Raw genomic sequence first — 25580 nt, forward strand, 5'->3', positions numbered from 1 at the left:
CAGAGCCTGCCAGATAACTTCATGTGCCGAGGAAACGATGCTAACAGGTTGCCATCTCATTGCCGGAGAATGGGTCGATAACGCCCAGAAATTCCAGTCATCCCCGTTCTCGGGCCCTGCTAAAAGCTATGCATGCGGCACTAGCGAACTGGTTGATCGCGCCGTAAAGGCCGCCGAAGACGCCTTCATGACCTTCGGCTGGACCACCCGCGCAGAACGCGCCAAATTCCTGCGCTCGGTCGCCGACGAGATCGATGCACGCGGTGCAGAAATCACAGAAATCGGCTGCGCAGAAACCGGCCTGCCGGAAATGCGCCTCAACGGTGAGCGTGGCCGGACTGTTGGCCAGCTGCGTCTGTTTGCCGATCATATTGAGAAAGGCGAGTATCTGGACCTCACCCACGATGAAGCTCTGCCAGACCGTGCTCCTCTACCGCGTTCTGACCTGCGTTTGAGCCAGCGTCCGGTTGGTCCGATTGCCGTGTTCGGCGCCTCCAACTTCCCGCTGGCGTTCTCCACCGCAGGCGGCGACACCGCCTCTGCGCTGGCAGCTGGGTGTCCGGTGGTTGTGAAGGGGCATGAAGCTCACCCAGGTACTGCTGAGATCGTGGCACAAGCCATTGATGCGGCGATCAAATCCTGCGACATGCATCCTGGTGTATTCTCACTGGTGCAGGGCGGCAGTCGTGAGGTTGGTACGGCGCTGGTGCAGCATCCACTTATCAAAGCCGTTGGCTTCACTGGTTCCCTTGGCGGTGGTCGTGCACTGTTTGATCTGTGCGCCTCCCGCCCTGAGCCGATCCCGTTCTTCGGCGAGCTGGGCTCCATCAATCCAAACTTCATCTACCCGAACGCGCTGGCCAACCGCGGCGACGCGATTGCGGCGGGTTGGGCTGGTTCCCTGTGCATGGGCGCTGGCCAGTTCTGCACCAATCCGGGCGTGGTTTTGTTGGTGGAAGGCGCTGAGACGGATGCTTTTATCGCCAAAGCTCAGGAAGCTTTGGCCGCTGCTGGAGAGCAACCAATGCTGACAGATGGCATTGCAGCGGCTTACCGTTCCGGCGCTGAGAAAATCGCTGGCGAAGTGGGTGTTGACGAGCTGGTGGGCACGGCCTGTGCTACGCGCGGTGCCAAGCCGTATATGTTCGTGACAGACGCTGAAAACTGGCTTGCAAACAAAGAGTTGCAGGAAGAAGTGTTCGGTCCGCTCGGTATCATCGTTAAGCTGAAGAACATCGAGCAGATGCAGGATGTGGCGCGCGCCATTGAAGGTCAGCTGACCTGCACCATCCACATTGATGCAGCAGATCATGCAGAAGCCCGCAAGCTGATGCCATTGCTGGAGCGCAAGGCAGGCCGTGTGCTGGCCAATGGGTTCCCGACTGGCGTGGAAGTGTGTGATGCCATGGTTCACGGCGGACCTTACCCAGCCTCCACAAACTTCGGCGCAACGTCAGTCGGCACCATGGCGATCCGCCGCTTCCTGCGTCCAGTTTGTTATCAGGATATGCCGCTTGAGCTGGTTCCGGGTTTTGAAATGGAAGAAATGGCGTAAGCCAGCCTCCCTATAGGCTAAAAAAGCAAACGTACTCCTGAAAACCGGAGCCACTTTTCGGGAGTACGCGATAACAGCAAAAGCCCTGAGCACATCCGCTCAGGGCTTTTCTTTGTTTACGTCAATCTGATCGATCAAGCGCGTCTCTCGAGGAGGTATCAAGTCCTCGGGAGACGCCCCAAAAGTTCTTAAGCGGCCAGATTGCGCAGGCTTTCACCATCAAACACATGGCATTTATCAAGCGCCATGTTGAAGCTCAGCGTTTCCCCAGCATGCACTGTGCGCGGATTATACATGATGGACTGAACCGGAGAGCCTGCCAGCTCCGTAAACAAAGTTGCCTCTGAGCCCAGATCTTCTGAAAGCAACACAGGCAGCTGCAATTGCGCGATTTCGCCCGCTGTTGGCAACGCATTGCCTTCTGGCGATATATCCTCTGGCCGCACACCCAGCTTCACTGCTTTGCCTGCTTCCAATGTGTTACGCAGGCGCGCCGGAGCGCTCAGCTCGCTGCCATCGCCCAGTTTCAGCACAGGGTTACCATTGCTGCTGGCGACATGCGCGTCGATCAGGTTCATCGGCGGAGAACCAATGAAGGTCGCCACAAAGGTGTTGTTCGGCTTTTCAAAGACCTCGCGCGGGCTGCCCACTTGTTCAATGATGCCATCACGCATGATCACGATGCGGTCCGCCAATGTCATGGCTTCCACCTGATCGTGGGTGACGTAGATGATGGTGTTGCCCACGCGCTGGTGCAGTTTCTTGATCTCAATGCGCATCTGGGTGCGCAGCTTGGCATCCAGATTGGAGAGCGGCTCATCAAAGAGATACACATCCGGATGGCGAACAATCGCACGGCCCATGGCAACACGCTGGCGCTGACCACCAGAAAGCTGCCCCGGTTTGCGCTTCAGGTAGGGTTCCAGCCCCAAAATAGCCGCCGCATCTGCCACACGCGTTTCGATCTCACTTGGTGATACGCCTGCAATCTTGAGCGAGAACCCAAGGTTTTTGGCAACAGTCATATGCGGGTAAAGCGCATAGTCCTGAAACACCATGGAGATGTTGCGCTGGCGCGGTGGCATGTCATTTACCACACGATCACCAATCACCAACTCCCCGCCAGAAATCGTTTCAAGGCCCGCGATCATCCGCAGTGTCGTGGATTTTCCGCAGCCGGACGGGCCAACGAAAACAACAAATTCCTTGTCTTTGATCTCCAGATCAATGCCATGAATGACCTTGGTTGGACCATAAGACTTCTCGAGATTCTTCAGAGTAACTTGTGCCATACTTTCCCCCTCAGGCGTCTTTCAGTTCCAGCCAGACCGGCAGATGGTCAGAGCCCTTCGCCTCTTCATCAACCCGCATGCCCGTAATGCGATGCCGCAGAGAGGCGCTCACAAACAGGTGGTCAATGCGGCGGGTATCAAAGTGAGCGGTCTTGCCGCTTGTCTCTTCATTGCCCAGCCATACCCACGGGTCGACAAAACCATCGAGCGTTTGCACACGGCCACCTTCTTCTGATGGCGGACCAGTGAACACCTCATAGACAGGCGTGCCCGGCCCGTTGTTCATGTCACCCAGCAAAATGCAGTCGGTTGGCATGGTTGGCTGAGGTTCGTCATTGAGCCAATGGGCGTCGATACCCGGCCCACCACACCATGCCCCGCCCTCTGATGGAGCTATCCTGATGCGATCTCTCACAAACTTCGCCTGTACCAGTGCAAAGTCCGGCGACCAGTAAAACAGGTGGGTGTTGTAAACACGCAGTGGCCCACCCGGTGCGTCGATGACGGCCTCCAGAAGAGCGGCCTGAATGGCGTGACGGGTGATGGAGCCCATCTTGGGCAGAGGATAGGTGCGGGTAGAAATGATCGGGTATTTAGAAAGGATCATTTCCCCATGCTGACGGCGACGGTTGACCAGCTTGCCGTTTTCATCGTGAAACGAGGCGTCCATATCAAGCCCCGGACCGTAGACCCAGCGATATCCACCCAGCAGATCTGCCAGTTCAGCAGCCTGATCCACATTGCCATTTCGTTTCCAGAAGCGGTCAACTTCCTGCAGGCCGATAATGTCGGCCCCTTCAAGTTCTCCTGCAATTCTTGCCAGATCGACTTTACCGTCGATACCGGTACCGTATTGAATGTTGTAGCTAACTATCTTCATGGGTTTTTCCGGAGGCTTTCCGAGCAACTCCTAAGGAGCCGCGCAGCTTGAGCGCGCAATTGACGCGAATATTGCGGGGGTGGTCAGGTGCTGTTCCATCCAGCCGGCTCAACACGATTTCCGTCAGATGACGGGCAATCTGCTCAATGGGCTGTTCAATGGCAGTGATGCCCGGAGGGATCAATCGGAACATGTCCGGGTCATCAAAGGTGACAAGATCAATATCTTTGCCCACCTGTTTGCCGTTGCTGGACAAGCAATCCAAACCACCAATGGTCATCAGGTAATTGGAGAAGAACACAGCACTTGGTGGATTTTCCATACCAAGGAACCTGTCCATGGCAGTGTATCCATCCAGCTGGCCCCAATTGCCAACGTAAACCAACTCCTCATCAACACTCAGGCCAGCTTGCTCATGGGCTTTTCTGTAGCCCTGCAACCGGTTTTGCCCTGTGCTTCCATTCAGGTCCCCTGTCACCACACCAATGCGGGTGTGGCCAAAGTCAATCATGCGGCTCACTGCGTCTTGCGCAGCTGCCTCATCATTCACCAGCACCTTATCCGTTTCCACGCCCGGCACATCGTTGTTGAAGATGATGACCGGTTGTTCTCCGCTCAACAGCTCCTGCACCTTCTCCGTCACCTCGTGGGTGCCGGACAAGATGATGGCATCGATGCGCCGCGAGGACGCTGATTCCAGCGCCTCGTTGATGGCATCCGCTTCATCGGAATGGTGAAAGGTTACAATGGAATACCCACGAGCACGCAGAGAACGCACCAGTTGGGTCAAAATCCCCGAGTTGAACTCGTCAAACTTGGGAACCAGATACCCGACTGTGTTGGTGCGCTCTGTTTTCATGGCGCGGGCAAGTGTATTGGCCCGGTATCCCAGATCGGCAATCGCTTGTTCGATCCGGGTCCGGTTGTCCTTCCTGATGCGTTGATCGTTCAGATAACGCGAGACTGTGCCGACAGCGACGCCTGCGGAATCTGCTACATCGAGGATGGTTGGTTTTTTCACTGCACTGCCCTTTATTCCGCAGCCACTGCGTCATCTGCCTGTGAGATGACGGCGGCCCCATGGATATGAAGGCTAGGAAAGACGATGTGCAGCTTTTTGTCGAGGCTGTCATACTGCCATGGCAGTGTTTTACCCGAATAAGCGCAGGTTACATCGGCAGGCTCCTCGTCCATTCGCACCCACGCCTTGGCTTCTTTCAACTCCGGCGCATCCTCGATGATCTCAACCGCACGGGTCTGACCATCATTATACGGCACACCACTGCCACGCAGTTGGGTTGGCGCATAAAGCACGTGCAGCACCTGCCGTTGCTCATCTGCCTGTTTCATCAAAGACATGCGGGTCGCCGATGGCAACTCGGTGCCAATCAGTTGACTTGGCATAAGACGGTTGATGAGCCCGCGCACCAGATACTTGTAAAGCGTCTGACCCGTTGCGCCATAAAGGCGGAACAGCGGGTATGCCACATATGCCACATTGCCCTTTTGCATGATCGCCGGACCGATTGGCTCTGCGTCCGGATCTTCCGGCGTGTGAAGGTGTGAGCAGAACTTGTCCCATGTGCGGTTGAAATAGGATGGACGAACATCAGCCAGCACATCACCATCTGTTGCGCGTAAGAGTGCCCCCTTCTCGTACATAACAACAGAAGCATCGACCAGATCCTCGTCCAGCTTTCCCCGACAGGACAGATAGCTCGGGTCGTACTCCATTGGTGTGTCAGACAGTTCTGCTCCGATGTCGAGGAGGTATCGCTTGCCCTCAACATCAAGGCCGGACTCGCCAGTCGCCAGAATGGCACCACCCGCGTCCGCAAACGCTTTCAGGCGAGCCGCAAGATCATCACTCAGGCGAATGCTGTCCGGTAAAATAATCAGCTTGTACTCATCAAAGCTGCTGGACGAGGAGATGAGATCAAACGGGATCTGCATTTCCAGCAACATACGGGCAGAGGCGGAATCGCTCGGCTCGCTGCGGTGCCCAAGATGGCTGCCAAGCTGGGAGACCTGCGCCTCGACAGAAAGGATCGCCACTTCGCGCTGATAGGTCGCGTTGCTGGCATACGGTTCCAGCGCTTTGACGCGGGAATAAGCCGGGCGGATCAGATCGTAGGTGGCAAAGTCCATATGCCCGTTCGGGTGTAACTGGTCGCCGATAGAACAGCGCGCACCCAGAGACACCATCAGACAGCACTCATAGGACAATGCATCAGCGCGCTTGAAACCGCCGAACTCACCCCAGTGCGTATGAAACCGTCCCGTCATACCAAGGAACGGCAGGTTCAATGTATCAGCGTACCGTGCTGAGACGGGAAAATGGTCATAACCCCAGCCACCGGTCGGCAGGCTCTCCAGCTCCAGATGACCGTAATATTGGTAGCGCTCATCCTGCCCTTTGTAGATGTGGCCAGAGTTGAAGAAAATTCGTGTATCCGGGAACTCGCCGTTGACCGCTTGCGAAAACCTTTCAAAAAACCGCAAAAGAACGCGTTTATCGTTGCTCTTGCGATCATCCGCCTTCAGCGGGTCCAAACCCTCTGATTTCATTGAGGAAAGGCAGGCGTTACAGGTACATTCCCAGGAGGCGAGGATGTCCATAAACAACGCAGGCGGATTATAACGAGCGCAAACTTCCAGAGCGATGTCGATCTGTCGCTGGATTGCACCTTCATGGTTCAGACAGATGGTGTGCCAGGTGGGCGTAAGTTGGTTCATCGCGGACGGCTCTGTGCCCGGATAATTGGCAGCTGTGTTTTGCGACTGCATCACACGCCATTCCGGGTGCTCACGCGCTGTCAGCTCATCCCATTGAACTGTCAGGTAAATCGGGGTCGCAATGTCGGCAGCATGACAGGCTGTGATCATATCCCCCAACAGGTCCGGGTTTTGCAGTTCCGGATGCGGCTTGCCCACATTGGTGGGGTAATAACTCCAGCCGTGATGACAGCGGGCGAACAGCGTGACGGAGTCCACCTCGCCATGCTTCAGTGTTTCAACAAACTGCGCCGGATCAAACTTGGACCCAATCCCCGGAATATGTTCGGAACTATGAAAATCCAGATGAATCTGGCGGTATCGGAAGTCTTTTACTTCTTTTTTATGGCACATGATTTAGCCCTTGGAACCACTGTTATTTTTGCCGTCAGCGGAGAAATACTTCTGGAAGAACAAGAAGATAGCGAGTGGAAGGATGGAGGTAATAATGGTCGCAACAGCGCGCTGATCCCAGTTGGGTTCATAGGCGCCAGAGATCGTGGAGAGCATCACCGGCAGCGTTGCATTTTCCCGCAGGAACAACATCGGTAGCAGAAGCGAGTTCCACGTCCACATAAACTGCAGAATGCCAACTGCTGCCATCGCCGTAATCGTGTTTGGTAACACGATAAAAAAGTAGGTCCGCAAATGCCCGCACCCATCCACCTGCGCCGCATCAATCAGCGACCGCGGGAAGTTGGAGAGGAAGTTTTTGACCAGCAAAACAGCCCAGGCAAACGACAGCCCAACGAACGGAATGACCACAGACCAGTAGGTATCAATGAGCCCAGTCTCTCGCCACAGCTTGAAGAGTGGGATGATAACCACCTGATTTGGAACAACAAATGCGTTCACAAGGATGAGCAGCAAGATCCGGCGAAACGGGAACTTGAGGTAGTGAAACGCATAGGCCGCAGCTGGTGCAAACAGAACTGGAAGGACGGTTGCAAAGCTGGCAACAGCCAGAGAGTTGAGAAACGCACGGCCAATCGGGTAGTTGACCCAAACTTCACGCCAGGCATCCAGCGTGAACGTAAACGGCTCGATCGTCCACCACCCGCTGGTGATTTCCCCTTCTGGGCGAATGGACATGGCGATGATGCCAACCAGCGGAATAATCCAGACAAGCGCCACGGACCCCAGCACATATACAGGCCATTTTGGAGTTTGAGTGATCATTTGCTCTCCGATGCCTTGTCCAGAATGAGTGGGATGGAACAGACGATAACCGCGAGCAGAAGCACCACCGTACTTGCAGCGCCATAGCCCTGCTTAAAGTAGATAACGGACTCCTGATACATAAAGTAACCCACTGTTTCCGTTGCTCTAATCGGACCTCCAGCTGTTAGAATATGGATCATATCAAATGCTTTGAGGCTGTTGAGCAGGTTGATGAAAATCGCAATACGCACACCGGGAAGGCTAAGAGGCGCCATGATGTACCGCAGGATCTGGAAGTGAGAGGCACCATCCATATGAGCGGCTTCAAGCTGGCTTTTAGGGATCGCCTGAATAGCCGCGTAGCAGGTGAGCAATGGCAGACCAGCTTGCGTCCAGACATAGGCAGCAACAACGCCCCAGATTGCGGTAGATGGTTCACCCAACCATGGCGAGGCCCAGCCTTCCAGCCCAACAAGGCGCAGAATGCCGTTGAGGAGACCAAAGTCCGGTTGCAAAATACCCAGCCACATCAATCCACTAGCCGTCTCTGAAATGCCATAGGCTGCAAAGATTGCCACACGGAACGGCGCGGTCTGCTTGGGAGCCAGACCGGAAATCAACGCGACACTCCAGCCAATAGCAACGGAGATGCCCGTACACGCCAACGTCCAGGTGAGTGTCACACGCAAGGCATTCCAAAAATTCGCATCACTGAACAGCTTGGTATAGTTAGAAAAACCCGCAGGCTTGGGCTGGCTCAATCCGGTCCAGTCCAGAAAACTCACACGGATCGTCTCAAAAAGCGGATAGAGCACGCCGATGCTGAAGAAGATCAATGTTGGCGCTAACAGAGCAAATGCAATCCAGTCAGCGCGGCGCAGGTTACCTCCGAAGAGCCGGGTGGCGAGGCCCGCAAAGGGCCCCGCCTGGGTCTGGGAGGTTAAGATAGACCCATGTTGAACACTCATTGATAAAGCTCACTCGCTTTTGCTTCGAGTGCTGCTGTGACACTATCAATGCTCGCATCGCTTGGGTCGCGAAGGAACTTTTGCAAGCTAATACGGAATTCACCACTCAACTCAGCTGGCAAAAGGTCATCAAGAACAAAGAAAACATCGACGAGCGGCAAAATCTGAGCGTATTTGCGCACAATCGGATCATAGGACGAGGGATCCACATTTGCACTCGGGGTTGCAAGGTTCTGCGCCGCGATAATTGCAGAGCCTTCCTTGCTCAGAACGAAGTCGATAAACAGTTCTGCCCCTTCCGGGTTCTTCGCTTGCTTCATCACAAGGAAGTTCTTGCCATCAACACTCATCGCATTGCCGTATTCCGGCTTGATCACCGGAAACTGCATGTATGAGTAGTCTTTGATTGGCGTCAGCCCATACTCATTCTTGGCGCGCTGGTTTGCCCAGGAGCCAATCAGCATGAAGCCTGCTTTTTTGTTTTTCAACACGGCATCCGCAGCATCTGTCCAATGAGAGCTAAGCATCGCGCCGGGCTCAGCACAGCAGTCAGCTTCCAGCATGTCACGCAGATTGCGGAAGGTTTCCTTCACCCGGTCATCGGTCCAGGCCACCTTGTGTTCAGACAGCTCTTTCGCAAATGCAGGGCCAGCCGTGCGCAAAAGTGCGTTTTCAAACCATTCAGTCTGCGCCCAGCTTCTCGCACCGATGGAAACAGGCAACATGCCGATTTCTTTCAGGGCACTGAAGGAACTCAGGAAGTCTTTCCACTGAGTAGGCTCACCAGCGATGCCCGCCTTTGCCAGCGTATCTGGACGGTACCAGACGCCGGAACGGTTGCCCGCGATGAAGTAAGCGCCATAGGTTTTTCCGTCATGCTTCGCCAGATTACGCCAGCTGTCATTCAGCGCTTGAGACCAGCCATACTGCTCCCATGCAGCATCAATTGGGCTGATCAGGTCGGCGGCAACCAGTTCCTTCTCAAAGGAAGGCCATGTGTTGAGCAGCAGATCAAACTCTTCTCCAGACAACATCGCTGAACGAATGCCAGACCGCGGATCATCCCCACCTGCTGCCGGGTTGATGTCCTTGATCTCATAATCCGGATATTTAGCTGTGAAACCCTCTTCGAGTGCGATGATCAGATCACGCTCTGAACCACCCAACCAGTTGAAGATCACTAGCTCTTTTTCAGCTGCAAATGCGGTCCCCCCCGCAAATGTCATGGCGGCAATCGCAAGGGCGGATGCCGAATTCAATATTTTCATAACAAGCTCCCAAATATGAAACGTTGTCAACTTAGTTAGATTTCATGAGAGTTGTCTAGAAAAATTTACGTATTTTTGATGAGAGGTTAATGCTTGCTACGTCGAATTAGCAATTTTTATAAGGCGTTATTGCCATTTGTGATGATCAAAATTTCTCATACATAAATTTTGGATAAATGTACTTTTCGACTAATCAGCCGCAGAATCTGACTCGTATTCTTGATGATATTAGCAACTTAAATCAGCTCTAATTAGAAAGGTTTCAACTTTTATTTTGCTGAAAAAACACCATCCGCACCTAAAATAAGATGCTCCAATTACAGCCTTTTGGGCTGACGATCAGCTCAGTAATGATGAAAAGAAGATTGAATATAGACAGGCCTGAAACATCGCTATTTTCACATGAGCCACGGCAATTTACCTTGGCAAAGTGTACTGCCACTGCCTGAAAGCTTTGAGAGGTGGAAGGCCCGTCTTCAGGCTGACAACCACGATGGCAAGCCCCCACTCACCAACGTTTTTACGCGCCCAACTCAACCTGAAAACGGACCTAAACGGAAGCATCGCCTCCTTTATCTGAAACAACCGGGAAACCCTGATCTCCAAAAAGCCGAAGCCGATCCAGCTGCAGGATCCACACCCTTTGCATAAAAACAGGCGATAAAAGGCACACCTGCTCCTTACGAGGTGAATGACATCCTGCTGTCAGCTTCATCAGACAAGCTGCCCGGTTGCTGGCTATCACCCTACTGCCACTGAGGATTTAGCCAATCCACGGATCATGGGTGCCGCAGTTTGAAGGGTCAGGATTGTTAGCAGGTAAATCAGTAAAGGCTCATGGCCCTGCCATTATCGTCACGTAGTTTTCAGGAGATGAATTACCTCCCTCAGATCGCGTTGATTGCGCCGATCCGGTTCTATGGTCTGATGCCTCCACCCAACCCAGGTCCAGAGATACTGCGGCGCAGCCCTCTTTAAAACTCGTTGGTGACGTTTTGGAGTGAAACATGGAAAATCCGACAGATCAAAACACAGCAACCACCCATGACAGTCGCTACGGAACTCAGCCAGGATATATGGTTGGGTTCGGAAATGATTTTGAGACCGAGGCTTTAAAAGGCGCACTGCCTCAGGGACGCAATTCTCCGCAACGCGTTGAATACGGATTATATGCTGAGCAGCTCTCCGGTTCGCCCTTTACCGCCCCTCATGCAACGCTCGAACGATCCTGGCTTTACCGCATTCGCCCATCGGTTAAGCACTTGGACCGTTTGCAGAAAGTCAATCATCCTTACTGGATGACCGCACCCAACAAAGTCCCGGATGTTGTTTCACTCGGCCAGTACCGGTGGGATCCAGCACCTTTCCCTGAGGACCAAATCCTCACTTTCATTGACGGCATCCGCACCATGACAACAGCCGGAGATGTGGGCCTACAAATGGGCATGGCCGCGCATGTGTATCTCGCCAATACAGACATGGAGGACGAGTACTTCTACAGCGCCGATGGAGAACTGCTGGTTGTGCCTCAGATCGGGCGATTAAAGATCGCAACCGAATTTGGCGTGATTGATCTTGAACCGCTTGAAATCTGTATTTTGCCACGTGGTATGGTGTTTAAAGTGAGCTTGCCTGACGGCCAAGCCAGAGGTTTCATCTGCGAGAATTATGGTGCCAAATTTACCCTTCCCAACCGTGGACCAATCGGCGCCAATTGCCTTGCAAACCCAAGAGATTTCAAGACACCAGTCGCGCAGTTTGAAGACATTGAACGCCCATGTCATGTAACTATAAAGTGGTGCGGCGAGTTCCACCGAACGACTATTGATCATTCACCGCTGGACGTGGTCGCATGGCACGGCAACTACGCCCCCTATAAATATGACTTACGCCACTTCGCTCCTGTAGGTGCCATCAGTTTTGACCACCCGGATCCATCAATCTTCACCGTCCTTACAGCTCCCACAGCGGAAGAAGGTACGGCCAACATCGACTTCGTGATTTTCCCACCTCGCTGGCTGCCGCAGGAAGACACCTTTCGCCCGCCCTGGTACCACAAGAACATCATGTCAGAGCTGATGGGCAATATTTACGGGCAGTACGACGCTAAACCACATGGCTTTGTTCCCGGGGGCATCAGCCTCCACAATTGCATGCTGCCCCATGGCCCGGATCACGAAGCTTTTGAGCAAGCTTCTCACAACAGCTGGGACCCAGTGAAGCTGAAAGACACCATGAGTTTTATGTTCGAAACTCGCTTTCCGCAGCAACTCACTGAGTTTGCAGGCAAGGAAGCTCCGCTACAGGACGATTATGTGGATTGCTGGTCTGGCTTAGAGCGCAAGTTTGATGGCACAGCTGGCTTAAAATAGCGTTTTTTCATGAGCTCTGTCGGTTTTTCAGGATTTACACTAAAAAATGACAAGTATTCACAGAGCTTATTTATTGCGCTATATTTCGTGATAGTTTTTCACGGAGATAGTGCATGAATAAGCCTTTTTCACAGGCTGTAACAGTTTTTCACGAAAGCTGGCTTCCTGTGCCCGCAACTCCGGCGGGCTATTCAGCACTTATTGATGCATACGATTTGAGAGTGCCGATCCCGCACACTCTATGCGCCATTGGCGATCGCCACAAGATCATAGAGCAGGACGGCTGGCGGATCTTCACACCTCGTCACGCACCAGAACCAACATTACTGGGTCACCTCACTTTTGCCTTGAAAAACGAAGGGCTGGACCTCGCAGTATTGAAGCGCCTGTTCCTTGCATGCGGGCCTGAGCCTGTTGAGGAGTTGGTAAGATCTCGCCCGACGGGCCGTTATACAAGACGCATCTGGTTTCTCTATGAATGGCTTTTGGGTGAGCTGCTGGACTTGCCAGATGTTGAAACTGGCGCATATGTGGATGCGCTTGATACAACAAAGCAATTTGGCGGCAGCACAGTACCTTCTCCACGTCACCGCGTGCGCAACAACCTGCCCGGCACACCGCAATTTTGCCCTCTCATCTTTCGCAATAAAGATTTGGAGGGCTTTCAGCAGGCTAAACTGCAAGAAAAAGCCATGGATGCGGCGGCATCCGTCCCTAAAGATCTGCTCGCCCGCACTGCGGCCTTCCTGCTTTTGAAGGACAGCAAATCCAGCTTTGCCATTGAAGGCGAGCGCCCTGCCCATGACCGTATCCAGCGTTGGGGCCGCGCCATTGCTGACGCCGGAAAAACACCACTGAGTATTGAGGAGTTTCTCCGCCTGCAACGCGTTGTGATCGGCGATGACCGCTTCGTACATATGGGCTTACGAGAGGAAGGTGGCTTCGTTGGTATGCATGACCGCGAGACCCGCATGCCAGTGCCAGACCATATCAGTGCCAAACCGGAAGACTTGAGAAGTCTGATGAAAGGCATGATCGACTTTGCACAGGACTACGCCAAGCATCTGGACCCGGTTCTCGCCGCTGCTGTTCTCGCCTTCGGTTTCGTTTATGTGCATCCATTTGAGGATGGCAACGGAAGGTTGCACCGCTACCTGATCCACCACGCACTGGCACAACGCGGCTTCAACCCACCCGGCGTTGTCTTCCCGGTATCTTCGGTTATTTTGGAGCGGATCGATACTTACAGACAGGTGCTGGAGGACTACTCCTCCCGCCTTCTTGGCAAGATTGACTGGCAACCTACAGCGCATGGCAACCTGACCGTGACGAACGAAACAGCCGACTTCTACCGATTCTTTGACGCCACCGCCCACGCAGAATTCCTCTACGCCTGTGTAAAACGTACGGTTGAACACGACTTACCGGAGGAAGCGCGCTTCTTGCAGAACCATGACCACTTTCAACGCGAACTAAACCAAGTCGTAGACATGCCTACCCGCCTTGCAGATTTACTCTTCCGATTCCTGAATCAAAATAACGGAAAACTCTCACACCGAGCCAAGGACAAAGAATTCGCAGCGCTTACAGATGAAGAAACGAAGAGAATTGAAGATATTTATGAAAGATGTTTTGCGTAATAATTTGAACATACTTCCAAAAAATCTAAATAAAGTCAAAAATTTTAGCAACTCAAACTACACAACATACAAGCGCAACAACCTTAAACCTATGACGCTTCATTGAAACGCTCAATGAACAGTAAATATAAAGTACAAATAAACTACATCTAAGAAACCAAAACACTAAAGATCCAAGCAACGACAATTTACAAAACGACAGCACAGAGGTAACAATTCTCACTCTTACATTAACTCCTCCAAAAATATCTGTTGAAGCATTTTTTTTTGAAAGTACATTCCTCTCTAAGTTATATATGGAACTTTAAGTTTAGATACAAACATCACACTTCTGGATGTTGTTCCCTAATTTGAGTGAGTTTTGCTGCGTGTTGGAAATTGTTGGCCTATCTGTTCGTGTTCCTGGAGCTTCAAGCAAGGAAGAGTTGTGGAATCTGCTGTGTTCAAAGCGGAATAGCATCTCCGAAATCCCTGCTGATCGCTGGTCACACTTTAGATATCTGCATCCGCGCATTTCAGAACCCGGCAAAGCGTATACTTTTAAAGCAGGTGTCCTAGATAATTTGTGGGACTTTGATCCTACAGCTTTTGGCATTTCGCCCCGAGAAGCAGAACAAATGGATCCTCAGCAGCGTATTTTGCTGCAGCTCACTTGGGAAGCTATTGAAGACGCAGGCATTTCGCCAGATACAATAGCTGGTGATCATGTGGGCGTCTATGTTGGGGCATCTGCGCTTGATTATGCCAACGAAAGCCTGTTCGACCCTAATGTAGCAACCGGTCATTTTATGACTGGCAATACGCTTTCTATTATTTCAAACCGCCTCTCTTATATATTCGACCTTAAAGGCCCAAGTTTTACTGTCGATACTGCTTGCTCGTCTTCTCTAGTTGCACTCCACGAAGCCTATCGTGCGTTGAACTCTGGAAGAATTGACTGTGCCATTGTCGCAGGTGTCAACGTGCTTGCCAGCCCTTTTCCTTTCGTAGGTTTCGCGCAGGCAACTATGCTGTCTCCTGATGGGCAATGCAAAGCTTTCGATGCGGGTGGCAATGGCTATGTACGCTCAGAAGGTGGTGTTGTACTTGTCATCAAACGAAAAGACGCACCGCGCTGGAAAGGTCAACGCTCCCACGCAGATATTGTTGCCGTCGATGTAAATTCAGATGGTCGTACCGTGGGCATGTCGCTTCCATCGGATGTCGAGCAGGCAAATCTTCTCGACCGTGTTTACAAGGCACATGGAATCGACCCTAATCAGCTTGCATTTGTCGAAGCTCATGGCACTGGGACCCGTGTTGGAGATCCTGCAGAAGCGGTATCGATTGGTCGCACTATTGCGCAGAAGCGACGCGCACCGCTTCCGATCGGCTCAGTTAAAACCAATGTAGGCCACCTGGAACCAGCTTCAGGGCTGGTGGGACTGGCAAAGTCTGTACTGGCACTTCAGAACAATCATTTCCCGGCAAGTCTCCACTTTAACGAACCAAACCCAGACATCGACTTCGACGCGCTCAACATACATGTCGCGAGCGAAGGTGTTGAGCTACCACGTAGTGAGAGCCCGAGATATGCCGGAGTGAACTCGTTTGGCTTTGGCGGAACGAACGCGCACGTCATTCTCAAAGATCCGGAAATCAAGACAGATAATGTCGAGCAACTCACTCAGCCAAAAACCGTAAGCTCATTGTTTTTATCAGCACCGACAAAGGAAGCACTGGTTGAGCTTGCAGGTGGTTATGCGCGTGATGGAGTTCTGACAGAGCAAAGCAACCAGAAGATTTGTGCGGCGGCCTTTCATCGCAAACGGATTTTTCCGGAAAAAGCAGTGTTTTCTAGTTCCGATGTTGAGATTCTTAAGGCTACCTTGTCTGACTTTGCATCCGGTCAGAAGAATGCAAACGTCATTTACTCCAATAAAGCGACAAGCCCAGGCAAGTGCGCCTTCGCGTTTTCTGGCAACGGAGCACAGTGGGCTGGCATGGGCCGCGACGCCTATGTTTCCAACCAGACCTTCAAGTTTGCTTTTGAGAAGGTTGATGAGCTCTTCACAAATCTTTCTGGCTGGTCCCTAAAAACCGAACTCTTCAGTGAGACACTTGAAGATGCTTTGAAAAAGACGAGCATTGCGCAGCCATTGTTGTTTGCAGTCCAGGTTGCTCTTTGTCAGGCGCTTGAGGACTACGCATTAAAACCAGATATGGTTCTGGGTCACAGTATTGGCGAAGTTGCAGCAGCACATGTCGCAGGCGCCCTCACGCTGGATGCTGCTGTAGCGTTGGTCTATCATCGTTCAGCAGAACAGGAAGTCGTCGCGGGCCACGGAACCATGGCAGCGCTCGTCCTCCCTGCTGATGAGGCTCTTCAACTCATCTCCAAAAGTGGATTTGAATCCCTTGAAGTTGCCGCGGAGAACAGTCCGAAATCCGTCAGCTTATCTGGTACAAAAGAAGACATAGACGGGTTTGCGAAGTTTGCACGGGCCAACCATGTCGCCTTTAGAAAAGTCGCGCTGAATTACCCCTTCCACAGCCAGCTAATTGAGCCCGTTGAACATCCATTCCGTAATGCAGTCGGGACTGTGACTGCCAAGTCTGCGCAGGTGCCATTTATCTCGACCGTTTCTGGGGCAGTCTCAGATGGCAAGGACCTCAATGCGGACTATTGGTGGCGGAACCTTCGCAAGCCAGTATTGTTCTCCAAGGCCGTTGCAACTGCTCTTGATCTTGGCGCTGAAACGATTATCGAGATTGGCCCAAAACCGATCCTGCAAAGTTATCTACGCCAGGTCGCTGCTGAAAAAGGCGGGAAAGGATCTGTACTTTCCAGCCTTTCGAACGAGCAACTTGGTGGAACAGACCCAATTATCAATCTCGTCGCCCGTGCTTTTGTTGCAGGCATCAATGTTGATACGGATAAACTCTTCGGTAAGAACCCGGATGAACCCGTTAATCTGCTCCCCCTCCCTTGGCAAAATAAAAGCTTCCGCTTTGAAAACAGCGGTGAGGCCAATATGGGCATATTTAGGGGTGGAGATCATCCGCTTTTAGGTTGGCGCCCTAACGCCACCTATAACGTCTGGACCACTCATCTAGACCGCTTCACGGTTCCATTTCTAGAAGATCACGTCATTAACGGACAAATGATTTTCCCTGGGGCTGGCTATGTTGAAATGGCTCTTGCTGCCGGTTCCGCTCTTTATGGAAGTGTCGCTGTAGAACTGCGATCTATGGATATTTTGCAGGCGCTCGTATTGAGCGACGAATATCTGACCGAAGTTCAAACCGAAATCTCCGAGGAAACAGGGACTGTTAAAATTTCCAGCCGCATGCGCCTGAGCGGAGATGACTGGACGCTGCATGCCGTCGGCAGGGTTGCAAAACTGGAGACCCCTGCACCAAACATTCAACTCAACTTTGAAGCGGCCCAACTCATCAATACAGGTGAGGAGATTTACAAAGCGGCACTCACATACGGACTTGAATTTGGGCCACGTTTCCAACGCACCCAAAATGTCTCTCAGGTAGATGAGGGTACATTCATCGTCCACCTGTCTGCACTTGAACATGACGAGCAGGTTTCTTCCTTTGGCATTCATCCTGCTGAACTTGATGGATGTTTCCATGGCTTGCTCTCGCTGTTCAGGGAGACAACATCCCAGAACAGTCGCCCAAAAGCGTATGTTCCAATTTTCTTTGATAAGGTTCGCCAGTATCAATCAGGCGCGTCCCCAGCCTATGTTCGCATTCAGGTCAAACGTGCTTCTGAACTCTCTATTTTAGCAGACTTCCAGATTTTCGATGAAGATGACAACGTCATTATCGCGATTTCCGGAGGCCGCTTCCGTGCAACTGAACTGGGCCGCAAAGACAACCCGTCTGACCTGATCTATCGCGTCGAAGCAGAGCTGCAGCGAAACCCAGCGACCACAGTTGCAAAACTCAACCATAACTTCCCGGCAATTGAAGACTACGTTGCTGAAAAGTTCCGTACTGTTGAAGATGAAGCTGAGCGTGAAGCTTATCTGCTACTAAATGCGGCGGCACAACGAACAGCCTTTGATATTATCTCAAAGTTTGCGGATGGCGAACAGACTGTTTCGGTTGAGGACTTACCAAATAATCATCGTCGGTATTTCGTCACTCTTTTGACGATCCTTCAGGAAGCTGGAGCAGCGACGGAATGCGGGGTAAATCGCTTTGAATTGAATAGCGATTTTGAGCTTCCTGATTTCGATCTTCTGGTTGAGAGTGTGCTGGAAGAAAGCCCGCAAGACATCGCCGCTGCAACCATTCTTGCAACCACACGCAAATTCGTTCTCGATAGCCTTGATCTTGATAGTTTTGAGGGCAATGATTTTGAGCATTCCAGTGCGATGCTCGAGCAATACTGGTACTCCTCTCCGGAAGCACAAATACGCAGCCAAAGCATCTCTGAATGGCTCAGAGCCGCGCTTGCAACCTGGGACACAGACACACCGCTTCATGTACTGGATCTAAGCGGTTCAGGGCTGAATCTGGCAAAAGATATTCAGCAGATACTCCCTAGCCAAGTAACAAAAGTTTCGATCGCTGACAGCAATCACAAAAGCGCCGCGCGTTTGTCTGCCAGTGTTTTGGATGAACCTAACATCACTGTATTTGATACGAGCAATCTGGATAGTAATCACACTTGGGATGCTGCGTTAGAACAGGGACCATTCGATGTAATTGTATCATCAGGTCTTCTTCACGAAGCATGTCAGAGCGAAGCAAACCTTTTCGAAAAGCTCGGGCAATCACTGACAGAAGGCGGACAGTTCCTTGCGATCGAACCGCTTTCAGATGTCTTCCATGATGTAGCCTTTGGTCTGTCTGAAGATTGGTTTGCCAGCTCAATTTCCGACGAGTATCCAGTCGGTCCGCTGAAAACAAGCAATGACTGGCTGAATCAGTTTACCTCAACATCATTTAATGCTCCGATCGCAATTGAGGCACTCAAAGAAGGAGCGTCAATTGTTCTGCTGAATGCGACTGCAAAACCTGTAGACGTAAGTCAGCAGCTTGATCCAAAGGCCGATTTGCCTGAGAGCAAGGCCATGGTCATTCTGGCAGGTAACTCAAAGCTGGAGCAGGAAATTGCGAAGGCTATGCAGAGTGATGAGAGATTAGTAGCCTGTAATATCAAGCTTCTGGATGCAGATAGTGGGCAGTTCGACCTAAATGAAGCCAGCGGTTGGAAGTCCGCGCTTGCTGGTTCTGCTTTCCTTGATGCTGAACTCAAAACCATCATCCATCTGTATGGTCTGGCAGAGGCCGGTGATGCCCCTGTAGACCAAGTCATGAAGCGCTGTGCAACTTGTGTTGGCCTCGTAAAGGCTTATCCAGGTTTAGCCGGTCAACTCGCACTTGTTGCTCCAGGTGGCAGCGGTCATAACGCTGAACTCGAAGCTCCCGCACAAAGTGCCGCCTGGACGTTTGCACGGGTTCTTGGCAATGAGGCTCCGGAACTGACACCTCTTACCCTTGATGTTTGCATTGAAAAAGGTGCCGAAGGCATTGCCTTCGACATATTGGAGGCCGTTCTATATCAGAATATGGAGAATGAACTCCATCAGCCGCAAAAAAGCCGAGTAGTTTCACGTGTTAAATCCGGGTTTGGTCAATCCACCTGGAAACCTGCAGAGAATGTTGAACTAAACTTCTCAGAGGCAGGTTCTCTCAACCATCTGAACTGGCGTGGACAGCAACGTACTGAGCCATCTGAGGACCATGTTGAGATTAAAGTCGCCGCGACTGGTTTGAACTTCCGTGATGTTATGTGGACTTTGGGCATGCTTCCAGAAGAAGCACTTGAGGACGGTTATGGCGGGCCTAATCTTGGCTTGGAAATTTCAGGTACTGTTACACGTACTGGTGAGAATGCTGGCGACCTGTCCGTTGGTGACAAAGTAGTTGCGTTTACGTCTGGTGGATACTCTTCCTATGTCACCTGTCCTAAATTTGCGGTGGCGAAACTGGACCAAAGTCAGGATCTTGTCTCTGCTGCGACTTATCCAGTTGCATTCCTGACTGCTTATTACTCGCTCATCCATCTTGGTGAACTCAAAGAAGATCAATGGGTTCTCATTCACGGTGGCGCAGGCGGCGTTGGTCTTGCAGCACTACAAATTGCAAAGCATGTGGGCGCTAAGGTCATTGCCACCGCTGGGTCTGAAGAAAAACGAGAGATCCTTCGTCTGCTCGGTGCCGATCATATTCTTGATTCTCGCAGTTTGCAGTTCCCTGACAAGGTCATGGAACTTACTGATGGAAAAGGCGTACATTCAGTCTTGAACTCGCTTGCAGGCGAAGCGATGGAAGCAAGCATCAATATTGTACGCCCGTTTGGCCGGTTCCTTGAGCTTGGCAAACGAGACTATTACGCAAACACCAAGATCGGTTTGCGCCCGTTCCGTCGCAATGTCTCTTACTTTGGGATCGATCTGGATCAGATCCTGCTGCATGATAGTGATCTGGCACGCAAGCTCATTGAAGATGTCTTTGAGCTGATCAAAGACGGTACTTTCACGCCATTGCCTCACCGCGTGTTTGAGGGTCGCAATGTTCAGGATGCCTTCCGGCTCATGCAACGGTCCGGGCACATCGGCAAGATCCTGATCACGCCACCAAAACCTGAAGAAGTTAAAGTTCCGCAAGAGCGTACCTCTCTCAAATTTGCTCAGGATGGTCATCATGTGGTGATCGGCGGTCTTGGTGGCTTTGGCTTGGAAATCTGCCGCTGGTTGGCTGATAATGGCGCACGGCGTATTACACTCACAAGCCGGTCTGCAAAGGTGAGCGAGCAACACGAAAAACTGTTTGAGACCTTGGCGGAAAAAGGCGTAACTGTCTCCGCGGTGAGCTGCGATGTCACAGATAGAACAGCTGTTCACGGCTTGCTGAGCGAACTGCGCCAGTCCGCACCACTCAAGAGCATCACCCATGCTGCGATGGTGTTGGATGATGGCATTATCCAACAGCTGGACGAGAAGCGGTTCCGCAAGGTGCTTGAGCCAAAAATTCAAGGTGCAAGTCTGCTGGATGAGCTGACACGTCAGGACGAGTTGGACCAGTTTATCCTGTTCTCCTCTGCAACCACCCTGATCGGGAACCCTGGCCAGTCTCATTACGTCGCTGCCAACGGATATCTCGAAGGACTTGCAAGAGCCCGCCGTAAAGCTGGCAAACCTGCAATTGCTGTCGGCTGGGGTGCCATCGGCGATGTGGGCTTCCTTGCCAGAAATGCTGAGGTTTCCGACAAGCTTTCCAGGCATCTGGGTGAAGCAACCATTAAGGCTCGTGAGGGTCTGGATATTCTCAAGCTTGCCATGGAGCAGGATGATGGGTCCGCACCAGGTGCAGTGGTTCATATTGGCCGTTTTGCATGGGCAGCAGCTCATCAATCTTTATCATTGTTGAGCAAGCCGCTCTTCCGCGAAATCGTTGGCCGCAGCGATACGGATGGAGACAGCGACAGTGCGACCGATATTCTGTCTCTCATTGAAGGCAAGTCGGATACAGAGGCCAAAGAGATTGTCGCTCATATTCTTGCCGGTGAAATTGGCCGCATCCTGCGCCTACCAGCAGAGGACATTTCTCATCAACGCCCACTTGCGGAGTTTGGAATGGACTCCTTGATGGGGCTTGAACTGAGAATGGGAATTCAGAAACGCTTCAATCTGGAGATTCCGCTGGTATCTATTTCGGGCGGAACGTGTTTGGATGACTTTGCTGCGCAGATCCTACAGAAGCTTCGCAAACGCGAAGGTGGAGAGGCTTCTGCTGAGGATGGCTCTCACAACGTTCTGGCCAGCCAACACCTTTCCGATGATCTGGATGACGCTCAAAAATCAACTGTGCGCGAAATCCTAGATACTCATCAGGACAAAACAGCAAGACTTTTGAACTAATGGCCAAATCAGACAAGAAAAAACTAAGCAAAGACGACCGGTTGAATGCTTTGAGCGCTGTCAGGCGCTCGAAGTCTGCGCTTCCAAAGCAGAAGGCTGCCAAACCTCAAGCTGATAAAGCAATAGCTCCGAAATTTGCTGACCTTCCGGGGTTTAAGGAAATTCGTCTTCAGAAAGCAGCGGCGGATCTGTTGCAGATCAACAATCCCTTTTTCCGTGCGCATGACGCACGCGCAGGGGCAACGACACTGATTGACGGAGAAACTTACCTTAATTTCTCCTCCTACGATTATCTCGGATTGAATGGGCATGAAAAGGTCCAGGAAGCTGCCAAAACAGCCGTCGACCACTATGGCATTTCAGCCAGTGCCAGCCGGGTTGTTGCTGGCGAGCGTGTAATCCATACCGAGCTTGAAAAGCTCATTGCTCGGATGCACGGCGTTCAAAGTTCTGTTGCTTTTGTCAGTGGCCATGCAACAAACGTCACCAGCATTGGCCAGTTGATGCAGCCGGATGATCTGATCATTCATGACAGCTACATTCACAACAGCATCGTCACAGGCGCAAAGCTTTCTGGTGCTGTTCGGCAATCCTTCCCCCATAACAATTTCGAGGCACTGGAAAACATTCTGGAGCTGCGCGCCCATAAACACCCGCGTACACTGATCGTGGTTGAAGGCGTTTATTCAATGGACGGGGACTACCCGGATCTTCCACGTCTGATTGAGATTAAAAAGAAATACGGTGCCTGGCTCATGGTCGATGAGGCACACTCCATCGGCATTCTCGGAGAGACAGGCCGCGGCCTCGCCGAGCACTTTAAGGTTGACCCGAGAGATGTTGATATCTGGATGGGCACGTTCTCCAAAACATTAGCTGGGTGCGGCGGTTACATCGCTGGCTGCAGTGATTTGGTTGACTATCTCAAACTCACAGCCTCAGGTTTCGTGTTCAGTGTCGGCATTGCCCCACCAATCGCAGCAGCGGTTTGTGAAGCCATTCGCCTCCTCGAAGCAGAGCCTCACCGGGTACAGGCAGCTCAATCAAACGGGCAATATTTCCTTGAGAAGGCTCAGACTGCAGGTCTTGATACTGGTGTCAGCCAAGGCTGTGCAGTTGTTCCGATCATGATGGGCGATTCATTAAAGGCGACTGTTTTGGCTGCGCGTTTACTCGATCGCGGGCTCAATGTATTGCCAATTATCTATCCGGCAGTTCCAGAAAAATCAGCTCGTCTGCGCTTCTTCATCACGTCAGAACATACTGAAGAGCAATTAGATCTGGCGATCGAACTGGTGAACGAAGAAATAGCGAATTACGATAGTAATCCTATTTCAATTCAACAGGTTATGTCTGCTTAATTAGTGATATGAAATTAAATCAGCGCTGATAATTAAAGCGCTGATTTGCCAATCTGCGCAGTTTCCAGGGCAGCAGCTTTCCGATACGAATACTCAGCGCCAGTTGCCATGGGAACGCGTAAAACGCCTTTTTCCGTGCAATCGCTTTCATTATTGAAGAAGCAGCTTCCTCTGCCGTGTATTCATAAGGCCGCCAGCTTTTAAATTGATCGGCCATCGGCGTCAGAATATATCCCGGACAAATCACAGATACCGACACCCCCCACTTATAAAGGTGGTCCCGCATCGCTTCACCATACGCGATCACGCCAGCTTTTGAGGCCCCATAGGCAGGCCCATCGGATATCGGCTGCATTCCTGCCAACGAGCTGATCAACGCAATTCGACCGCTTTTACGCTGCTGCATAAATGGTGCTACCGCTGTCAAAACATTGACAGCTCCCCCTAAGTTAGTCGCAATCTGAGCATGTGCTGTCTCAGCCGTCTCGACAGCGCCATCAACCTCATGTGACCCTGTGATACCTGCATTAGAGATGACCAAGTCGAGAGGCATGTGCCGCTCTAACTCTTCAACCCAGTTTTGAAGAGCCACCGCATCACAAACATCAAGCGCTTTCCAGAACACAATGCCCCCTGCTCGCTCAACCTCACGCACAGTCTCAAACAGCCGCTCCTCATTTCTCCCAGTCAAGCAAAGAGTTACGCCTTCACCTGCATAAGAAATAGCCAAAGCCCTCCCCAACCCGGAGCTGGCACCTGTGATGAGAATCGATCTCGGAGAAAACATAATAAAGGGGCTCCAAACAACGCGTATTTCATATGTTTTGGCAAACAGATAGTTAACGTGCAACCTAGATTCTCCAGACTTCATCAGAAGTCCAACTTTCTCCAAAGAAAACAACAGGTAGTTGCGCTCGCTTCCATTACTAAATTTGAATTCTATCTCAATTTGAGATATTAATCTCTTCATTCAAGCTGGATGTTTTTGACAGGTGTATTTTGATCCGGCGGTAAAGTGGATAGACGTTTTATGAATTTATTTTCCAATTCGACTGAGGTGCGGTCAGCTCAAGTAACTTCAGGTTTCATAAAATCCATTGCCGTCATTGTTCCAGTCTTGGGCGTTTTGTCCGGCTGCGCTGCGCTACCTTCAGCTGGTCCAGTGTCTTCAGAGATCCAGGCAGCCTCTTCTGATCGACGCACGGAACCCTTTGACTATCATCTCATTGATCTTGATGATTCGGTTGTATCAGTACTTTCAGCCTATCACCCGAATGGCTTGTCAAAAGTCTTCACAGGCGGAAAGTGGGCGCCAAAGCATATCGTTGGCGTTGGTGACACTGTTTCAGTCGTCGTTTGGGAGCAGGGCAACGACCGTTTATTCACACCGAATGGACAAGCTGGCGGTGTCGAGCTTGGCCCATTCATGGTCAACCAAAGCGGTGCAATCACCATTCCGTATGTGGGGAAGGTAAATGCGCGTGGAAAATCTGTCGAGCGGCTTCAAGAAGCGCTCCAGGTTGCGCTTGATCGCAAAGCTACTAACCCACAGGTTATTGTTACATTAAAGCAAAATGCTAGCAGTTTGGTCACAGTGAATGGTGCGGTTAAGAAACCAGGTCAATATCCCTTGGATCTAAGCGGCAAGCGTTTGCTCGACGTTGTCGCAAACGCAGGCGGTAACGCATCTCCTGCCACTGAGAGCTATGTGTCGATTTCGCGCAACGGACGTCAAGCAAAGCAACTGCTCAGCACTGTTTTCCAGACGACAGACGAAAATGTCTATGTTCGACCAGGAGATAGAATTTTCGTTACACATGATCCCCAAACCTTTACAGCTTTTGGGGCCGTGCCTAAGGTAGGCGAGCACCCGATTCAAGCATCCAATGTTTCACTCGTCGAAGCATTAGGCCGTATCGGTGGTTTAGATCAGAATGCAGCAAATTCTCAGGGTCTCTTTGTTTTCCGCTATGAAGATCCACAAGTTATCTCACAGTTGAGGTCTGAGTACCTTGGAACGAGCTCGGGCAAGGTTCCTGTGATTTATCGTTTGAACATGAGAGATGCACGATCCTACTTCAAAGGGCAGCTTTTTTCTCTTCGGGATAAAGACGTTGTTTATGTTTCAAACGCATATGGTGCTGAATTAAGTAAGTTTATTAAGATATTAAGTGGAACGTTAGCTATTGGGAAAACAGCAAGTTCATTTTAAGTGCAAGGGCATTGAAACAGATATGATATCTTAAATTTGTATCAAGTAGGAAACACCCTTCTCAATTCAGATTACCGTGGTATGATTCGCTCGGTTGCTAATATTAATTCTGATAAGTAAAGCAGGCGCATGCCAGACGACAACCTGCACGTTTTAAAAGGTGAA

14 protein-coding genes are annotated in these 25580 nt (G+C 51.4%); 6 read left to right on the forward strand and 8 right to left on the reverse strand.

Annotated elements, in window-relative coordinates; all coding sequences use genetic code 11:
• The first annotated feature begins 37 nt into the window (after window positions 1–37).
• Window positions 38–1555, forward strand: a complete 1518-nt coding sequence (locus PsAD46_RS12695) for an aldehyde dehydrogenase (NADP(+)) (RefSeq protein ID WP_063307039.1) — start codon at window positions 38–40, stop codon at window positions 1553–1555.
• Between the two features lie 188 nt (window positions 1556–1743).
• Here the strand turns inward: PsAD46_RS12695 and ugpC are convergent, their stop codons facing one another.
• From ugpC to PsAD46_RS12730, 7 genes are read right to left on the reverse strand one after another with little or no spacing between them, the layout of a single operon-like run.
• The gene (ugpC, locus tag PsAD46_RS12700) at window positions 1744–2847 is read right to left on the reverse strand and encodes a sn-glycerol-3-phosphate ABC transporter ATP-binding protein UgpC (protein WP_063293529.1); all 1104 of its coding nucleotides are present in this window, start codon (window positions 2845–2847) and stop codon (window positions 1744–1746) included.
• A gap of 10 nt (window positions 2848–2857) precedes the next feature.
• On the reverse strand, window positions 2858–3727 hold the full coding sequence (locus PsAD46_RS12705) for an endonuclease/exonuclease/phosphatase family protein (RefSeq protein WP_063293528.1): 870 nt from the start codon (window positions 3725–3727) through the stop codon (window positions 2858–2860).
• The gene (locus PsAD46_RS12710) at window positions 3714–4748 is read right to left on the reverse strand and encodes a LacI family DNA-binding transcriptional regulator (RefSeq protein WP_063293527.1); all 1035 of its coding nucleotides are present in this window, start codon (window positions 4746–4748) and stop codon (window positions 3714–3716) included. Before PsAD46_RS12710 ends, PsAD46_RS12705 begins: the two co-directional genes overlap by 14 nt.
• Before the next feature lie 11 nt (window positions 4749–4759).
• Entirely contained in the window at window positions 4760–6856 is a 2097-nt protein-coding gene (locus tag PsAD46_RS12715) for an alpha-amylase family protein (protein WP_063293526.1), read from the reverse strand.
• 3 nt (window positions 6857–6859) lie between these two features.
• Window positions 6860–7681 carry a carbohydrate ABC transporter permease gene (locus PsAD46_RS12720; protein ID WP_063293525.1) on the reverse strand — a complete coding sequence of 274 codons (822 nt, stop codon included), beginning with the start codon at window positions 7679–7681 and terminating at the stop codon, window positions 6860–6862.
• Window positions 7678–8631: a sugar ABC transporter permease gene (locus PsAD46_RS12725; protein ID WP_063293524.1), complete on the reverse strand. Its 954-nt coding sequence runs from the start codon at window positions 8629–8631 to the stop codon at window positions 7678–7680. The genes PsAD46_RS12720 and PsAD46_RS12725 overlap by 4 nt, the downstream gene beginning before the upstream one ends.
• The gene (locus tag PsAD46_RS12730; protein ID WP_063307040.1) at window positions 8628–9899 is read right to left on the reverse strand and encodes an ABC transporter substrate-binding protein; all 1272 of its coding nucleotides are present in this window, start codon (window positions 9897–9899) and stop codon (window positions 8628–8630) included. The genes PsAD46_RS12725 and PsAD46_RS12730 overlap by 4 nt, the downstream gene beginning before the upstream one ends.
• Window positions 9900–10906: 1007 nt before the next feature.
• On the opposite strand from PsAD46_RS12730, the gene hmgA reads away from it, so the two are divergent.
• The 4 genes from hmgA to PsAD46_RS12755 all read left to right on the forward strand — a co-directional run bounded on the left by hmgA (window position 10907) and on the right by PsAD46_RS12755 (window position 23203).
• Entirely contained in the window at window positions 10907–12271 is a 1365-nt protein-coding gene (gene hmgA / locus PsAD46_RS12740) for a homogentisate 1,2-dioxygenase (protein WP_063307041.1), read from the forward strand.
• A gap of 113 nt (window positions 12272–12384) precedes the next feature.
• Window positions 12385–13911: a Fic family protein gene (locus tag PsAD46_RS12745; RefSeq protein WP_063307042.1), complete on the forward strand. Its 1527-nt coding sequence runs from the start codon at window positions 12385–12387 to the stop codon at window positions 13909–13911.
• Window positions 13912–14246: 335 nt separating this feature from the next.
• On the forward strand, window positions 14247–21842 hold the full coding sequence (locus PsAD46_RS12750) for a type I polyketide synthase (RefSeq protein WP_244273207.1): 7596 nt from the start codon (window positions 14247–14249) through the stop codon (window positions 21840–21842).
• Entirely contained in the window at window positions 21842–23203 is a 1362-nt protein-coding gene (locus tag PsAD46_RS12755) for an aminotransferase class I/II-fold pyridoxal phosphate-dependent enzyme (RefSeq protein ID WP_063287687.1), read from the forward strand. Before PsAD46_RS12750 ends, PsAD46_RS12755 begins: the two co-directional genes overlap by 1 nt.
• A gap of 19 nt (window positions 23204–23222) precedes the next feature.
• Here the strand turns inward: PsAD46_RS12755 and PsAD46_RS12760 are convergent, their stop codons facing one another.
• Complete coding sequence (locus PsAD46_RS12760) at window positions 23223–24173, reverse strand: SDR family NAD(P)-dependent oxidoreductase (RefSeq protein WP_208981815.1); 951 nt, start codon at window positions 24171–24173, stop codon at window positions 23223–23225.
• Window positions 24174–24233: 60 nt separating this feature from the next.
• Between PsAD46_RS12760 and PsAD46_RS12765 the strand changes: the two genes are divergently transcribed.
• Window positions 24234–25415, forward strand: coding sequence for a polysaccharide biosynthesis/export family protein (locus PsAD46_RS12765; protein ID WP_063293519.1), 1182 nt, complete (start codon window positions 24234–24236; stop codon window positions 25413–25415).
• The last annotated feature ends 165 nt before the right edge of the window (window positions 25416–25580 follow it).

Origin of the sequence: Pseudovibrio sp. Ad46 (genome assembly GCF_001623065.1) — a bacterium.
GTDB lineage: Bacteria > Pseudomonadota > Alphaproteobacteria > Rhizobiales > Stappiaceae > Pseudovibrio.

Excerpts from the sequence above, each read along its gene's own strand:
- PsAD46_RS12695 (WP_063307039.1), top strand. The coding sequence starts at position 38 with ATGCTAACAGGTTGCCATCTCATTGCCGGAGAATGGGTCGATAACGCC.
- ugpC (WP_063293529.1), bottom strand. The coding sequence starts at position 2,847 with ATGGCACAAGTTACTCTGAAGAATCTCGAGAAGTCTTATGGTCCAACC.
- PsAD46_RS12705 (WP_063293528.1), bottom strand. The coding sequence starts at position 3,727 with ATGAAGATAGTTAGCTACAACATTCAATACGGTACCGGTATCGACGGT.
- PsAD46_RS12715 (WP_063293526.1), bottom strand. The coding sequence starts at position 6,856 with ATGTGCCATAAAAAAGAAGTAAAAGACTTCCGATACCGCCAGATTCAT.
- PsAD46_RS12720 (WP_063293525.1), bottom strand. The coding sequence starts at position 7,681 with ATGATCACTCAAACTCCAAAATGGCCTGTATATGTGCTGGGGTCCGTG.
- PsAD46_RS12725 (WP_063293524.1), bottom strand. The coding sequence starts at position 8,631 with ATGAGTGTTCAACATGGGTCTATCTTAACCTCCCAGACCCAGGCGGGG.
- PsAD46_RS12730 (WP_063307040.1), bottom strand. The coding sequence starts at position 9,899 with ATGAAAATATTGAATTCGGCATCCGCCCTTGCGATTGCCGCCATGACA.
- hmgA (WP_063307041.1), top strand. The coding sequence starts at position 10,907 with ATGGAAAATCCGACAGATCAAAACACAGCAACCACCCATGACAGTCGC.
- PsAD46_RS12745 (WP_063307042.1), top strand. The coding sequence starts at position 12,385 with ATGAATAAGCCTTTTTCACAGGCTGTAACAGTTTTTCACGAAAGCTGG.
- PsAD46_RS12750 (WP_244273207.1), top strand. The coding sequence starts at position 14,247 with ATGTTGTTCCCTAATTTGAGTGAGTTTTGCTGCGTGTTGGAAATTGTT.
- PsAD46_RS12755 (WP_063287687.1), top strand. The coding sequence starts at position 21,842 with ATGGCCAAATCAGACAAGAAAAAACTAAGCAAAGACGACCGGTTGAAT.
- PsAD46_RS12760 (WP_208981815.1), bottom strand. The coding sequence starts at position 24,173 with ATGAAGAGATTAATATCTCAAATTGAGATAGAATTCAAATTTAGTAAT.
- PsAD46_RS12765 (WP_063293519.1), top strand. The coding sequence starts at position 24,234 with ATGAATTTATTTTCCAATTCGACTGAGGTGCGGTCAGCTCAAGTAACT.